Below are 13022 nucleotides of genomic sequence, written 5' to 3'. Positions count from 1 at the left end.
ATTCAGGAGATTCTTTCTCCAGATCAAAATCTCCATTCTGCAATGGATTCGGCTCGTATTTCTCTTGTTCCTCCCTCCTCTCAATGCTCCCTGTTCTGTTCCTTCTGAGGAGTATATGCCTCCATTCTTCCTTCAGAATGGAGCTTTTCAAGGATCTCCGAGATTGCTGATGCGAGTTTCTGTGCAGCCGAGTGCGACATAAAGATCCGGGTGCCTTTGATCTTCATTCTGCCATCCTCTCCCCTGATTCCGGGCATCTGCAGGAAATCTATTGAGATATCTCTGTGGCTGGCCTGAACATAGGCTAGATTTGAATATGCAGTTGATGAGATATCGATACCCGGATCCTCCTGATTGAATGTGTAGAGCCTGCTGAGATCGAGTGTTGTTCCGCCATCACTGGTATGTCTTTTATCTTCTTTCAGGGTCTCCCCGTTTACCCTCTCCCCTCTCAATTCTTCTCTTCTCTTCTTCTCAGTCATCTCTTCCTCCTGCCGAATCTGCTTTCCTCCCTGGCTATCATACAATCACGGAGATGAGAGTATGTCTCCTTCTCCTCTCCTCAGAATCATCATCTGTGATGATGCCCTGCCCTGTTTTCCACCCATCCGAGGTGGCAATCGCCTTTGGCTCGAACTCTTCCCTGAGCCTTGAGTTGTAATAATCGGCAACTGCCATATCCATGCAGCCTGTTCCATCCCGATCATCCAGCATTGCATATGCAAGGAAGGAGAGTGCGGCAAACTTCTTCGACTCCACCCGTACTCTGTAGACTGGATGCTTCCCCTCGACACTCTTCTCGATGAGCCCGAGTTTCATCAGTTTTTTGAGGATAAGATAGATCGATGCCTCGGACTTCCCGGTGATATCAGCGAGATATTTTGGCCGGTAATCCATTGTTGGATCGGCAACCAGCTCTTCGACTACCTTTGCGATGGCCGTATCTCCAAAAAGGCCGCCATAGGGCTCATCAAGATACATCTCTTCATCCTGTGAGAGTATCGGGGGGCTATTATTTGTATTCCCGGCAGCCTCTTCCAATGTATCGGTTTTCTTCACTCTCTCCATCGTATTTCTCCCTCCTCTCCCGTCTTTTGTATATAGTGTAGATTGTTTGCAATAAATAATTATTGGTAACCCTTAAAATTTTAAAGTTTCTTCCAGTGCCTGTGGTGAGGGACCTCCACATCATAGTACGTCATCCATCGATCAGCCTCCAGGAACCTCATCTCCGATCAGGTAAAGATCACCTTTTATGCCAACCATTGTCCATATCGATATCGCAGCCGATTGGGTGGGGCGTGCAAAAGCATTCTACGAGACGATCTTCGGCTGGAGATTCTTCTCACCTCCCGGCTATCTGATATTCCTGTTAGATATTGGATGAAAGGTGATGGGTCTTGTTCATGTGTTTGTTGCAAATGGGATCTGCTCCCCTGTGATACCCTTAATACTTAGAAGCCCGGATAACATTCCCTATGAGATCCCGTGATGAAGCGCTGGCAATCCTTCAACAGCTCAAAGGTGAGATCAGGAGCCGCTTTCATGTAATCCGGATTGGAATCTTTGGATCAGTCGCACGTGGAGAGCAGATTGATTCAAGTGATATCGACATTCTTGTTGAGTTCTCACAACCTGTTGGTTTCTTCACTTTTCTTGAGCTTGAGGAGTTCCTGTCAGATCATCTGGAAGCTCCTGTCGATCTTGTGACGCCGGATGCACTGAAACCACTCATCCGTGACCGGATAACATCCGAGGTTGCGTATGCGTGAAGAGATGGATATCCATTTATTGTGTGATGATATTCTACAGGCAACCGGGAAAATCAGGGACTATACAAGAGATATGACGTATGAGTCCTTTCTTCAGGATTTAAAAACTCAGGATGCCGTCATCAGAAATCTGGAAATTGTTGGGGAAGCTGTGAAAAACCTTTCAAAATCGATTAAAGAGCAATATCCTGAAATTCCGTGGCGTTTCATCTCAGGAATGCGGGATAAACTCATACACCATTATTTTGGTGTAAGTCTGGTAATTGTATGGGAAACAGCCCATTCAGACATCCCAGTTCTTATGGAACATTTTAAAGGGATTAAACAACAATTGTAGATCCAAATCGAGGTTAATTACTTGAGATTAGGAATGCTTTGAAACCCGGTTGACTGTCGATTGGTGCAGCCTGAATCATTCAAAGAGTTCTTTTCTCCCAACAGAAAATCCTCACATCCAGCACCTCCCACCCTCCATCTTTTTATCTTCCCGCTCCTACAATCCTCTTCAATAGCTACAGAGCAGATACTTCAGGTGATATCCATGAAACGCATCTCCTACCAGATCATCATCGGCACAATCCTCCTCATACTGGGTGTGCTCCTCCTCCTCAGGGCAGCCGGCATCTATGACACCGGGCAGCTCCTCGTCTATGCTCCCTCGCTCATCGTCCTCTTCGCACTTATTGCACTGATTAAAAGCGGCTTCCGCTCAGTATCAGGCCCCCTCATCCTGATTGTCATCTTCGGCACAATCCAGCTCGTTCTCCTCGGGCATGCCTCGCCTGATGTAATCCTCCCGGTGATCATCATCGCTGTGGGGCTTGGCTTCATCTTCAACCGGATCAGGCGCCCGTCTATCCGGGAGCGGGTCACAGACAAGGTCGAGATGATGGCAATCCTCGGCGGCGTCGAGAGCCGGAACTCCTCAAAGGCATTCCGGGGCGGAGAAATGCTCGCCATCTTCGGTGGTGCAGAACTCGATCTCCGGGATGCACAGGTCCATGATCCGCCTGCCGAGATCCAGGTCTTCACCCTCTTTGGCGGAACAGAGATCCGGGTACCTGAAGGCTGGAATGTCAGGATGACCGTGCTCCCGGTCCTCGGCGGTGCAGAAGATGAGCGGCGGCGGCCGCGTGTCGGGAGAGATGGGGCAGCAGGCGGCTCTTTTCAGGGCACCTCAGGCCAGCCGGATCTCATCATCACCGGTTTTGTCGCATTCGGCGGAGTTACGGTGAAGGATTAACAGTGACGGATTAACATCCACCCTCACGGCTGAAGATTGCCAGTATTTCTCTCAGGAGGAAACTCTTTCATCCCCTCCTCTATCCTGAGGCTCAGGTCTGATCTGTTAATTGAACACTCATGGTCTCAGATGCAATCTCTATATTCTGCTCCCCTTCAAATGCCTCGATGATGAGGCGGTTCAACCGCGACCGTACTGCACGGCGTTCCCGGGCATAGGTTACAAACCGGACTGAGAGGAGAATCCAGTTATCAGTCTGGGTAATATAAACAGCAGGAGATATATCCTTCTTTGGGAGGTAAAATTTCTCTCCAATCCTCTCGATCTCCTTCTCAGCAATCTGCGAGATCCCGCTTGTCTCCTCCTCGGCAATACTGGTGAGGATCGTAATTGCCCGTTTCCAGTCACTTTCGTTTGTTACCGGGATCTGTATCTCATCCCAGAGGAAACTGTGATCGCGGGTGAAGTTCTGAACAGATTGCGTTAACATCTTCCCGTTTGGAATGATGATCAGGCGTCCGGTTGCCTGATCGCCGGCAACCCACTCCCTGATCTCCATCATGGTCGTGTTCATGATCCCTATATCCATGACATCGCCATATCTTCCATCAATCTCGATCCGATCACCGACTGAATATGTGCCGGTGAGCAGGATCGTCAGGCTCCCCGCGAAATTTTTAAACAAATCCTGAAGTGCAATAGCAATACCTGCACCAATGATGCCGAAGAAGACCATGAGTGCCTGAATATCGGTTACCCAGATCAACGCAATTATGGCAAGTATCAGGACAAGTTCAATGAACGATATCAGCTTGGTTGCAGTATACCGGGAACGTGAGTCAGTGATCTTTCTTCTGATCAAACTGTCAAGCAGAATGCTCAGGATGAAGAATATAGCCGTGATCCAGAGTAGGGTGGTGAAGAGTTGGGCTAATAGCGGTGAAGGAAACAAACTATCATAGATGAATATTGCAACGATTATGGTGACTAATATACCGAGGATGATATGGTTCTTCTTCATTCACAATTCCTCCCGGAGGGGTTCATGTCTGATACTATCACTTTAGTATAAAAACCTCTCCAAAAAGGAGACATGGAGAAAATGGCTGCGAAAGATTCTTTCCCGGTCTCTTTCGGCCGGTTTCATCTTCTGTATCAATTGAGCTTTCTGCCTCTCTTTTTTTAAGGAGGAGGAACAGATGGGGGGATCTCTTCACCAGCATCTCCAGCTTAATCATCTGCACCTGACTGTTGATACGTATCTTAGTTTCATGCCTTTTATTTGAAGGCCGCCCATATACCAATAAGCTGGTGAATGCCACTATGGAAAAAACAGCATTCAAACGATTCAAAAGCGAAGTCGGACACTTCTTCCGCGTATCGGTCCTAAACATCGCCTTCGCAGCACTCCTGATGGCCTTTGGGCTGACGGTCGTTGTAATGGAGGTGGTCTCGATGTATGAGACATTCACAACTGATCTGTACCTGATCTACTCCCCGGTTGTCCTCTTCGTTGCCGTCTCTGCGATGCTCATCGGATTCTCATGGATAATTACAAGTGCGAGAATCCTTGAGGGTGTCGAGGAGATACAGGATGATCTGAAGGGTCTCGAGAAGGAGAAGAGAAAGGAACGAAAAACAAACGCACAGCTCCGGGCTGTACCTCTGGAACCCGATATCCCGGATGAGGATCTCACCCGCCTCATCGTCAGGATGCTCTCCCATTACCGGGATAACCATGCAACCATCAACCGGATGATCTATGTCTGCATGCTCGGCAGCGCCAGCATCTTCCTCCTTGGAACCCTTGCGAGCCTTGAGTTCTTCCAGATCACCTCAACCAGCCTCACCTTCACAATCGGCCCGGGGATCCTGCTCCTGCCTTCCCTCCTCATCACAACAGCAATAGCGATTGTCAGCCTGATCTCCTCGATCTACTTCCATCGGTTCGCAAAAGTCTGGGACGAGCGGATCGATGAGATCGATCACTCGGCAGCTCTCCTGAAACAAACACTGGAGAATGATGGACAATGATCCGGGAGGCCTCAGAATGACCGGACGGCGGACAGCGTACGAGATCTACTGGGAGATCCTGGTCTTCTGCAGAAAGCCGCAGTCATTCACCGGCATCATCAACCGGTGTGACCTGAACTCAAAGACCGGACAGGAGTATCTGGCATTTCTCATGGAGAAGAGCTACATCATCGAGGAACATGAGGGAGATAAGCGGCGGTACCTCTCGACAGACAGGGCAGAAGAGTATATCTCGCTCTTCAACTCGCTCTACCGGAAGCTCTTTGATTCTGCTCCGGCTTTCAAGCTGTGAGCAACCCGCTCTCAGAATTTGCAGATCCCCTCCACCTCCTCCCTGCTGTACCTCGGCACAATCACGTCTGTCTTCCCCTTCGCCTGCCTGACCCTGAGATCGATAAGCCCGAGATCTGCCAGATTTTCAAGACGATCCATGAAGATCGAATATGCAATCTCCTCTTCTTCGATCAGATTGCCATACAGCTCACCTGAGATCAGGCCCCCGCCGCCTCTCTCTTCCAGCAGGTGGACCCGGAGGAGGATGGCACGTTCCTCTTCAGACAGCCCCTGTACCTTCTTCTTCAGGTGCAGCAGCCGGGCATCTCCATAGGCAAGGAGAATATCCTCCCTGAGCACCGCCCCTCTCCCCTCGTGTTCAGCTCTCAAAACCGACCTTTTCAGGAGATCGAGGCCGATCCTGAGATCGCCTGCCATCTCCGTCTTGCTGACGATCTGATCCAGCACACCTGATGAGATCACGCCGGGCAGAACCCCCTCCCGCACCCGGAGGAAGAGGATCTCCCCGATCTCCTCTGCCGTGTAGGGGGGAAACGGGATCTCCTCGGAGCAGATAGTTGAAGAGACGGGCAGATCAACTATCCTCGAGAAGTCCAGCTGCATATCGCTCGTGGTCGTGATCACAGTGATTTTGCACTCCGGGAAGTCCAGGTGCATCCTGAAAAGTGAGGACAGGACCTCACCCACAGCATCATGCTGCACGAGGTGCTGGACATCATCAAGACAGATGAGAAGGATACTGGTTCTGTCAGGAACAGCCTGTGCGATCGCACTCACAAGCTTTTCTGCCCGAATACCCGTTCTGGGTGGCTTCTTCCCGAACAACCGGGCATAGATTCCGTAATAGATAGCAAACGGTGTCTGATCGGTCTGGCAGTTCAGGTAGATCGGCACGATTCCGTCTGTCTCCTCCTCAATCTCCCTGAAGAGATGCTTTACACTTGTTGTCTTCCCGCACCCGGATGGTCCCCGGCAGATAACATGTACCAAAGACGCCTCCTCCTGTCCCTGGCGGATCCAAAAAGCGAGCTCCGCAAGCTGGCTTTCCCTGAAGAGCACCTGATCCGGCATATAATCAAACTCAAAGAGTTCCGGGTTTGTAAAGAGGGTCTGGTCAGAGAGGATGAAGTGCGGTACCATCTGGATCAAGGATGGTGAAACAGGCATAAGAAATGAAAGGGGTGGAGGGTGAAAGTGAAACACAGATCACCATGCCCAAAACGATACCGGAAGATCCCGGATCACCGGATCTGGCAGAGATGCCAGTGTGCAATGATCACACTGACGATGGTGAGCAGAATGGCGAAGATCACTGCTCCTGTCCAGTCGACGGATCCGATAAAGCCATAGGAAAATAATGCCCAGAGCAGGCCGCCGAGTATGCCGATGATGCAACCTTTACATCGGACCGGCTTTCGCATGTGGCTACATTCTGTCTCCGTATATATATCTCCTTGCCATCTTTTGATACACCAGTTAACGGTGATTCAACAAGATGACAGAATCAGCCAGTATTGGAGTTTATCACTCTCCGGAAACGGATGGGATCACCCCTGCCGTTCACCCGCCTACACCCGTGAGAGCCTCAGGATCAGCACCCAGATGATCAGAAAGAGGCAGAGGGAGATGGCGATTAGTACAGGCTGGCTGATCGCATAGGTGATCCCGGCAACCACCACCCCGGCGGCAACAAAGATCAAAACCGTTGCATAGAACCCCGGCCGTATATCAATCCTGCTTCCGGTATTGATGCTGCCTGCATATTTTTTATCACTGAATGGCTTGAATGGCATCAGCCCGCTCCGGGTGCAGCAGTCTTCAAGGAGATGGAAGATCCCTCCGGTAAAGAGTCCGAGGAAGAAGAAACCGATGATGATGTTCCAGAATCCCATGAGATAGAGGACGGATCCGATCAGGAGGGTGAGGATCAGGGTATACACAACCACTCCCGGCAGCGTATGCATCGAGCCACGGTGAGCGGAGTTAAAGGGTTTTTCGAGAACCCTGTACACCAGCTTTGTTATCGGGATGACGATCGGCCGCATGATGAGGCTGAAGACGCGTGCGATACCATCCATGTAGTGGAGTTTTGAATCTGTTGCATCGGTATCGGGAAGGAGTGATCCGATGATCACCCCTGCGGTGAAGATCGCTACTGCCACCGGATGGATGAGCAGCCACGGAGCTGCAAGAAGGAGAGCACTCCCTGTACTGATGGCGATATGGTCTTTTCCACGCATTCGTATACCAGAATGCTCTTGTATTTAATAAGGGTACACGCCCGGAGGGCGAAAGTATTCCGATCAGACAGAAAAAGAAGGAATCTGGCTGGTCCTCACAGGAACACCCGGCTCAGGTGTTCATCTCTTCCCGCTACTTCTGTCCGAGGGCACCGTGCAGGAACCGGGATATTTTGTCAAAGATTGAAGGCTGCGGTTCGGTATGGGTTATAGCCTCATTCTTCTGCACCACATTCTCTTTTGGGGTGCTCTGCGTGACCGGTCTATCTGCTGTGTGCATGTAGGAAACATGCACAGGAGCCTGTTTCCCAAAATCTCCACCCCTCACATACTCACGGCTATAGATGTCGGGTTTTCCTGTTCCACGAAAGCTCAATTGAGATCCTGATTTTCCATATTCACGGCTGTAGATATCCTGTTGTAATCCGCTCTGGCTCATACGTGTTACTGGATTTACTTCTTTATAAATATTATGCAATCCCTTATCAAAAGGCTGTTTACGTATTAATAAAAACAAATGTATCTCCTCTGGAGGTGGATTTTGGAGATGCAGGGGCTATCGGAACGATTATCCCCGGTGAATAGCAAGAAATGGGTATGCAGATCAGGACCAAAGATGCATCAGTACCAAATTATACCCTCCTTCTCATCTCCATCTCCCTTGCAACGTTCATGTCGGCTCTTGACGGCACCATCGTCAATATCGCTCTCCCGACGATCTCAGAGATCTTCTCTCTCCCGATGACGTCAGTGAGCTGGGTCGCGACGATCTACCTCCTCGTCCTGACGGGCTGTGTCCTCATCTTTGGAAAACTCGCAGATCGGATCGGCTTTAAGATCGTCTTCATCACTGGATTTTTCATCTTTACCCTCGGCTCTTTTGCCTGCGGTTTCTTCCCCGAACTCTTCAACTCATATGGCATCCTGATCGGATCCCGCATCATCCAGGCAATCGGGGGGGCGATGATCGTATCGATTGCGCCGGCTCTTGTTGCGGCATTCTTCCCGATGAAGATGAAAGGAAAGGCCCTTGGGCTGATCACGATGTTTGCTGCACTCGGGGCAGCAGTCGGTCCTGTCATGGGGGGGATGCTGACCCAGTACCTCTCCTGGAACTGGATCTTTTATATCAATCTCCCGGTAGGATGCCTCGCGATCCTGCTAGGCATGTACTCCATCCCGGCAACACCTCCTGCACTGAAGACGCTCTCTGCCTTTGATCGCCTCGGTGCAGTCCTGGTCTTTATCGGGATCGGCTTTTTGATCTATGCCGTAAGCCAGGGGGCATCGGTTGGGTGGACCAATCCGCATATCCTTGGTGCAGCAGCTATTTCGGCTATAGCCCTGATATCTCTCCTCTTCCATGAACTCAGGATACCAGATCCCCTCATCGATTTCAGGCTCTTCACCAAACGCAACTTCCTCATTGCCAACCTGATGCTTGCCCTGACATATTTCCTCTTTGCGGGCGTCAACTACATCCTTCCGTTCTTCCTTGAGATCGTCCGCGGCCTCGATCCATCACGGAGCGGGATCATCCTCACTGCACTCTCAGGTGCGTTGATGGTCAGCGGCATCCTCTCGGGGATATTGATCAACAGGTATGGCAACCGGAGACTCTGTATCCTCGGTGCTTTAATCGTCTCTCTCGGATACCTGATGTTCATCATCTTCTCAACCGATATCTCAATCTCGTATATTGTCCTCTCTCTGGCTGTCCTTGGATTTGGGCTTGGATTCCTGGTATCTCCGGGCACAAACATGATTATGGGCATGGCATCCCGGGACAGGCACGGCATGGTATCAAGCCTCCTCAATGTCGAGCGGTTCGGCCCGATGACCCTTGGGATATCCTTTGTCAGCATGCTCTTCATCCAGGCGATCGTGTCAGTCGGGAAATACCGTAATGTCACCACATCCTCTCCAAAGGATCTGGTTATCGATGCCGTTTCCACGGGCTTTGATCTCGTCTTCCTGGTGATCTTCCTGATCTCGCTTGCAATACTCGCACTCGCCATCCTGAGCAAAGATGAGATCCACCCCGATAACGTGGATAGCGACGAGCCGGTCATCGTCGGGGTATAATCCTGAAGGATCCTTTTTTTCTCTCTCCTAATCGTTAAAAAAGGGGTAATTCACGGAGTAATTCGCCTCAGAGTCTCCGTTCCATCATCACAAAGGAGATCCCATGCTGCAAAAAGATCGGGTGATCGGGCACATTCCCTTTCCCGCAGGCAAATCCCGCCTTCAGAAAGAATGGCACCGAGGTATTCCTTGCGATTGTATGGATAGCCTGGAACCCTTTACCGGACGCATATGCAACCAGGGCTTCAATGAGCATCGTGCCACACCCCTTATCCTGCTCTTCCGGGAGTACTGCAATATGGCGGATCTCACACTTGGATGAAGAACCAAAAATGGCGACAAGACCGCCGGTCACAACTCCGTCTTTCATGGCAACACATTCATATTCATGGCAGATTTCTCCACTCTCCATAATCTCTCCTCCCCCGGTTCTGGCGAATTCGCGGAATGTCCGTGGAAGTCCAAGAGGTTTCCAGAGCACCTCCCAGAGGAGGCTGTCAAGGTGTTCCGATTCTTCCTGTGTGGGGGTGGTAATCAAGGTAATATGTGGAGTCATGCATGAGAAAACGGAGTTTCAATTCAGGTATTTCTAAAAGATAGACAATGAATCTATCGTCTATCACGAATAATACTTATTCAGGCATACAATGGCGTATAGATTTGCGGCCCGGATGGGGAAGACCCCCCGGTCATTCATCAGGGAGATCCTCAGGGTAACGGAAGACAGATCCATCATCTCCTTTGCGGGCGGACTTCCAAATCCCGCTCTCTTTCCAGTAGATGCCATCAAAGAGGCTGCGATCGATGTACTGACAGAAAAACCCACAGAGGCTCTCCAGTACTCAACAACAGAAGGCTATCTTCCCCTCAGGGAATGGATATCAGAACGATACCAGAAACGTGCCGGGCTATCCATTCCACCGGAAAATATCCTTATAACAAATGGATCCCAGCAATCCCTCGATCTCATAGGAAAGATCTGTATCGACAAAAAAAGCCCTGTTGCCATCGAGAAGCCCGGATACCTCGGTGCAATTCAGGCATTTTCACTCTATGAACCTCAATTTCACCCTGTCGGGCTCGAATTGGACGGGCCTGATATCGCCTGCCTCGAGGAGATTGTCAGGAGATACTCGCCACAGATCTTCTATGGGGTTCCCAATTTCCAGAACCCATCAGGCATCACATACTCAGATGAAAAGCGCCGGGAAGTCGGGGAGATGCTCTCAGGCACCGACACTCTCTTCATAGAAGATGATGCATATGGAGAACTCAGGTTCAGGGGAGACGATCTTCCCCTTGTACACCAGTTCCTTCCGGAGAATGGTATAATCCTGGGTTCATTCTCAAAAATTATCGCTCCGGGGATGCGAATGGGCTGGATTGCTGCACCGCCGGAGATATATGAAAAGCTCATCACCGCGAAACAGGCCTCAGACCTCCATTCAAATTACTTAAGCCAGCTGATCATTCACCAGTTTCTGGCCTCCCATGATATCGAATCCCATCTCCGGCTGATCCGGGACTCATATCGAAAGCAGCGGGATTGCATGGTGAAAGCAATGGAGGAGTTCTTCCCTCGAGAGGTCACGTTCACCCGCCCGGACGGCGGTATGTTCCTTTGGGCAACCCTGCCGGATGGCATCTCATCGATCGATCTCTTTGAACTCGCGATCCGGAAGAAGGTGGCATTTGTTCCGGGGAATCCTTTCTATACCGATGGTGGTGGCTCCGGCTCGCTGAGACTGAATTACTCAAATGCAGATCCTGACTCTATAATTGAAGGCATCCGGCGGCTTGGAGAAGCAATGAAAAGCCTGATCGGGTAGATCCGGGTTGGCATGCTCCCTATGGCGTATTTTGTATTAGGGTATATCACAGAAGGCCTGATTCAGGATCCTCGGGTGCGTCAATCCGGTTTTCTGTCTCCCCGCCCCCAACCTTGCTCGTCTGTGAGAGATTCGCTGCAAGCAGGCTGAGAAAGAGCGATCCGGTGATTGCATCATCATCCATCTCTCCACTTGCTGCCATTGGGAGATCCCTCTCCATCAGCTCCCGCATTATCCCGACTGAGAGGTGTATCTGATCCACCCGGGACGCGAGATCAAAGATCTCCCTCGCATCCACTCTCATTGAACTCAAAATCAGCCGTCTGCCTGCCCGTCTCAACTGGCATCTCAGGGTGGGACGATCGATCAATCCCATTTCAGCAGAAGAATTGAGCTCTTCAGCCTCCTCGCCCGCAGATCTGACATCCTTGAAGAGATATGTCATCAGACCGCCGGACTCGTCGGATCCGGATAAGATAAGGCGATCTCCCCATGTGAAATGATCGGTGAGATAGGTGGGGCTGTCATACCTGCTGCTCTCATAGGGCAGGGGATAAATGAATGGTAATCCACTCTCCTGCAACGGGGTGAGCTCATCACAATCAGCATTCCCACAACCGCCCATCTGCATCATCTCCTCCGGATTGATGAGGAGGATTATCTCGTGCGGCTCCGCTTCACGCATCGCCACTGAAAGCACTGTCAGGGCAACCACGGAGAGATCACAGGGCGGTTCCGGCAATCTCTGTACCATAATGGGGATGCCTGAATCTTCCTCGATGATGAGGATGGCTCCATATATCCTGAGTGGATCAGTGGGGGTGCCTGCCAGAGTGAATGGATAGGCGATCCGGCGGGCACCTGTTGAGAGAAAAGAAAAGATCGCCTGCTGCCCGCCTGTATTACTGCCGATGAGTGAACGAACCTGGCAGGGTACGCCGGATATGGGAACAGGGGATGCCCGGATGCCCTCTCCGGAAGATTCGGTTCCGCTCGCAACCGGGGGTTTATGGCCAGTTATTGGAATGAGTGCTGCATAGATCTCCTGCCCGCATTCCGGGAACGCTTCTTTCAGGCTTAAAAGAAGTGCCTCTTCTTCCCGAAGTGGCTCATCCGGAGATGTAGCGTCCGGGTAACCCTCGTCTGCTTCCAAGGGGATGTGCTGAATGGGAGCATCTGAAGGTTCCACGATCCACGTAACTGCCTTCCTCTCCTGCCTCTTCTTCGCACCTTTTGGGATCAGGCCCTCCTCCTCAGTCAGTCTCCCGATATAGCTACTCACTTTCCGGGGGGATTTGGTGGTGCGATCATATCTGCTTGTTGAATGGTAGACATAGGGTTTACCTGAGATGTACTTGATCTCAAGGCATTTCACTCCCTTCTCCCGCTCTCTTCTGAGCCAGGCAGATACCCATTCATCCATCATCTTCTCTTTAGGGATTATGTGTATATAGATCTTTCCTCGTCCCTGCAGGGGGCCTGGATCAGGCATCTCTCTGAAAATGTAAGGATTGGGGCGGATTCC

At 50.8% G+C, this 13022-nt stretch carries 18 protein-coding genes; 8 read left to right on the top strand and 10 right to left on the bottom strand.

Going from position 1 to position 13022, the window contains the following annotated elements; genetic code table 11:
- Positions 1–80: 80 nt before the first annotated feature.
- Both ACYUBO_RS07250 and ACYUBO_RS07245 read right to left on the bottom strand, forming a co-directional pair.
- Positions 81–482, bottom strand: a complete 402-nt coding sequence (locus ACYUBO_RS07250) for a DUF3467 domain-containing protein (protein WP_460373302.1) — start codon at positions 480–482, stop codon at positions 81–83.
- Between the two features lie 37 nt (positions 483–519).
- Positions 520–1068, bottom strand: coding sequence for a helix-turn-helix domain-containing protein (locus tag ACYUBO_RS07245; protein ID WP_460373301.1), 549 nt, complete (start codon positions 1066–1068; stop codon positions 520–522).
- A 187-nt stretch (positions 1069–1255) separates the two neighbouring features.
- Here ACYUBO_RS07245 and ACYUBO_RS07240 point away from each other — a divergent pair, with 187 nt between their 5' ends.
- The 4 genes from ACYUBO_RS07240 to ACYUBO_RS07225 all read left to right on the top strand — a co-directional run bounded on the left by ACYUBO_RS07240 (position 1256) and on the right by ACYUBO_RS07225 (position 3015).
- Positions 1256–1387, top strand: a complete 132-nt coding sequence (locus tag ACYUBO_RS07240; protein WP_300330837.1) for a VOC family protein — start codon at positions 1256–1258, stop codon at positions 1385–1387.
- 91 nt (positions 1388–1478) lie between these two features.
- Positions 1479–1772: a nucleotidyltransferase family protein gene (locus ACYUBO_RS07235; RefSeq protein ID WP_300330841.1), complete on the top strand. Its 294-nt coding sequence runs from the start codon at positions 1479–1481 to the stop codon at positions 1770–1772.
- Positions 1765–2109 carry a HepT-like ribonuclease domain-containing protein gene (locus ACYUBO_RS07230; protein WP_460373300.1) on the top strand — a complete coding sequence of 115 codons (345 nt, stop codon included), beginning with the start codon at positions 1765–1767 and terminating at the stop codon, positions 2107–2109. The genes ACYUBO_RS07235 and ACYUBO_RS07230 overlap by 8 nt, the downstream gene beginning before the upstream one ends.
- Before the next feature lie 204 nt (positions 2110–2313).
- On the top strand, positions 2314–3015 hold the full coding sequence (locus tag ACYUBO_RS07225; protein WP_460373299.1) for a LiaF transmembrane domain-containing protein: 702 nt from the start codon (positions 2314–2316) through the stop codon (positions 3013–3015).
- Positions 3016–3106: 91 nt separating this feature from the next.
- Here ACYUBO_RS07225 and ACYUBO_RS07220 read toward each other — a convergent pair whose 3' ends face one another.
- Together ACYUBO_RS07220 and ACYUBO_RS07215 are read right to left on the bottom strand one after the other, a co-directional pair.
- Positions 3107–4036, bottom strand: coding sequence for a mechanosensitive ion channel family protein (locus ACYUBO_RS07220; protein ID WP_300330851.1), 930 nt, complete (start codon positions 4034–4036; stop codon positions 3107–3109).
- Positions 4037–4073: 37 nt separating this feature from the next.
- Complete coding sequence (locus tag ACYUBO_RS07215; RefSeq protein ID WP_460373298.1) at positions 4074–4253, bottom strand: hypothetical protein; 180 nt, start codon at positions 4251–4253, stop codon at positions 4074–4076.
- A gap of 85 nt (positions 4254–4338) precedes the next feature.
- Here ACYUBO_RS07215 and ACYUBO_RS07210 point away from each other — a divergent pair, with 85 nt between their 5' ends.
- Entirely contained in the window at positions 4339–5049 is a 711-nt protein-coding gene (locus ACYUBO_RS07210; protein WP_460373297.1) for a hypothetical protein, read from the top strand.
- Positions 5050–5065: 16 nt separating this feature from the next.
- The gene (locus ACYUBO_RS07205; protein WP_300328525.1) at positions 5066–5341 is read left to right on the top strand and encodes a winged helix-turn-helix domain-containing protein; all 276 of its coding nucleotides are present in this window, start codon (positions 5066–5068) and stop codon (positions 5339–5341) included.
- A gap of 11 nt (positions 5342–5352) precedes the next feature.
- Here the strand turns inward: ACYUBO_RS07205 and ACYUBO_RS07200 are convergent, their stop codons facing one another.
- The 4 genes from ACYUBO_RS07200 to ACYUBO_RS07185 all read right to left on the bottom strand — a co-directional run bounded on the left by ACYUBO_RS07200 (position 5353) and on the right by ACYUBO_RS07185 (position 8022).
- On the bottom strand, positions 5353–6483 hold the full coding sequence (locus tag ACYUBO_RS07200; protein ID WP_460373296.1) for an AAA family ATPase: 1131 nt from the start codon (positions 6481–6483) through the stop codon (positions 5353–5355).
- Between the two features lie 101 nt (positions 6484–6584).
- Entirely contained in the window at positions 6585–6764 is a 180-nt protein-coding gene (locus tag ACYUBO_RS07195) for a hypothetical protein (RefSeq protein ID WP_460373295.1), read from the bottom strand.
- A 147-nt stretch (positions 6765–6911) separates the two neighbouring features.
- The gene (locus ACYUBO_RS07190; protein WP_460373294.1) at positions 6912–7583 is read right to left on the bottom strand and encodes a metal-dependent hydrolase; all 672 of its coding nucleotides are present in this window, start codon (positions 7581–7583) and stop codon (positions 6912–6914) included.
- Positions 7584–7716: 133 nt separating this feature from the next.
- The gene (locus tag ACYUBO_RS07185; protein WP_460373293.1) at positions 7717–8022 is read right to left on the bottom strand and encodes a hypothetical protein; all 306 of its coding nucleotides are present in this window, start codon (positions 8020–8022) and stop codon (positions 7717–7719) included.
- Between the two features lie 158 nt (positions 8023–8180).
- Between ACYUBO_RS07185 and ACYUBO_RS07180 the strand changes: the two genes are divergently transcribed.
- Complete coding sequence (locus ACYUBO_RS07180; protein ID WP_300328538.1) at positions 8181–9668, top strand: MFS transporter; 1488 nt, start codon at positions 8181–8183, stop codon at positions 9666–9668.
- Between the two features lie 67 nt (positions 9669–9735).
- Here ACYUBO_RS07180 and ACYUBO_RS07175 read toward each other — a convergent pair whose 3' ends face one another.
- Positions 9736–10206, bottom strand: coding sequence for a GNAT family N-acetyltransferase (locus ACYUBO_RS07175; RefSeq protein ID WP_460373292.1), 471 nt, complete (start codon positions 10204–10206; stop codon positions 9736–9738).
- A gap of 109 nt (positions 10207–10315) precedes the next feature.
- Here ACYUBO_RS07175 and ACYUBO_RS07170 point away from each other — a divergent pair, with 109 nt between their 5' ends.
- Positions 10316–11497, top strand: coding sequence for an aminotransferase-like domain-containing protein (locus ACYUBO_RS07170; RefSeq protein WP_460373291.1), 1182 nt, complete (start codon positions 10316–10318; stop codon positions 11495–11497).
- Positions 11498–11543: 46 nt separating this feature from the next.
- Here ACYUBO_RS07170 and ACYUBO_RS07165 read toward each other — a convergent pair whose 3' ends face one another.
- Positions 11544–12923: a hypothetical protein gene (locus ACYUBO_RS07165; protein ID WP_460373290.1), complete on the bottom strand. Its 1380-nt coding sequence runs from the start codon at positions 12921–12923 to the stop codon at positions 11544–11546.
- Positions 12924–13022: the final 99 nt, after the last annotated feature.

The sequence above is a fragment of the Methanocalculus sp. MC3 genome (genome assembly GCF_054767395.1).
Note: the sequence above shows the minus strand (reverse complement) of the source record. Positions and strands in the feature narration are given on the sequence as shown.

What these genes read in the sequence shown, in the direction of transcription:
- ACYUBO_RS07250 (WP_460373302.1), bottom strand. Translation starts at nt 482, where the DNA reads ATGACTGAGAAGAAGAGAAGAGAAGAATTGAGAGGGGAGAGGGTAAAC.
- ACYUBO_RS07245 (WP_460373301.1), bottom strand. Translation starts at nt 1,068, where the DNA reads ATGGAGAGAGTGAAGAAAACCGATACATTGGAAGAGGCTGCCGGGAAT.
- ACYUBO_RS07240 (WP_300330837.1), top strand. Translation starts at nt 1,256, where the DNA reads ATGCCAACCATTGTCCATATCGATATCGCAGCCGATTGGGTGGGGCGT.
- ACYUBO_RS07235 (WP_300330841.1), top strand. Translation starts at nt 1,479, where the DNA reads ATGAGATCCCGTGATGAAGCGCTGGCAATCCTTCAACAGCTCAAAGGT.
- ACYUBO_RS07230 (WP_460373300.1), top strand. Translation starts at nt 1,765, where the DNA reads ATGCGTGAAGAGATGGATATCCATTTATTGTGTGATGATATTCTACAG.
- ACYUBO_RS07225 (WP_460373299.1), top strand. Translation starts at nt 2,314, where the DNA reads ATGAAACGCATCTCCTACCAGATCATCATCGGCACAATCCTCCTCATA.
- ACYUBO_RS07220 (WP_300330851.1), bottom strand. Translation starts at nt 4,036, where the DNA reads ATGAAGAAGAACCATATCATCCTCGGTATATTAGTCACCATAATCGTT.
- ACYUBO_RS07215 (WP_460373298.1), bottom strand. Translation starts at nt 4,253, where the DNA reads ATGATTAAGCTGGAGATGCTGGTGAAGAGATCCCCCCATCTGTTCCTC.
- ACYUBO_RS07210 (WP_460373297.1), top strand. Translation starts at nt 4,339, where the DNA reads ATGGAAAAAACAGCATTCAAACGATTCAAAAGCGAAGTCGGACACTTC.
- ACYUBO_RS07205 (WP_300328525.1), top strand. Translation starts at nt 5,066, where the DNA reads ATGACCGGACGGCGGACAGCGTACGAGATCTACTGGGAGATCCTGGTC.
- ACYUBO_RS07200 (WP_460373296.1), bottom strand. Translation starts at nt 6,483, where the DNA reads ATGGTACCGCACTTCATCCTCTCTGACCAGACCCTCTTTACAAACCCG.
- ACYUBO_RS07195 (WP_460373295.1), bottom strand. Translation starts at nt 6,764, where the DNA reads ATGCGAAAGCCGGTCCGATGTAAAGGTTGCATCATCGGCATACTCGGC.
- ACYUBO_RS07190 (WP_460373294.1), bottom strand. Translation starts at nt 7,583, where the DNA reads ATGCGTGGAAAAGACCATATCGCCATCAGTACAGGGAGTGCTCTCCTT.
- ACYUBO_RS07185 (WP_460373293.1), bottom strand. Translation starts at nt 8,022, where the DNA reads ATGAGCCAGAGCGGATTACAACAGGATATCTACAGCCGTGAATATGGA.
- ACYUBO_RS07180 (WP_300328538.1), top strand. Translation starts at nt 8,181, where the DNA reads ATGCAGATCAGGACCAAAGATGCATCAGTACCAAATTATACCCTCCTT.
- ACYUBO_RS07170 (WP_460373291.1), top strand. Translation starts at nt 10,316, where the DNA reads ATGGCGTATAGATTTGCGGCCCGGATGGGGAAGACCCCCCGGTCATTC.
- ACYUBO_RS07165 (WP_460373290.1), bottom strand. Translation starts at nt 12,923, where the DNA reads ATGATGGATGAATGGGTATCTGCCTGGCTCAGAAGAGAGCGGGAGAAG.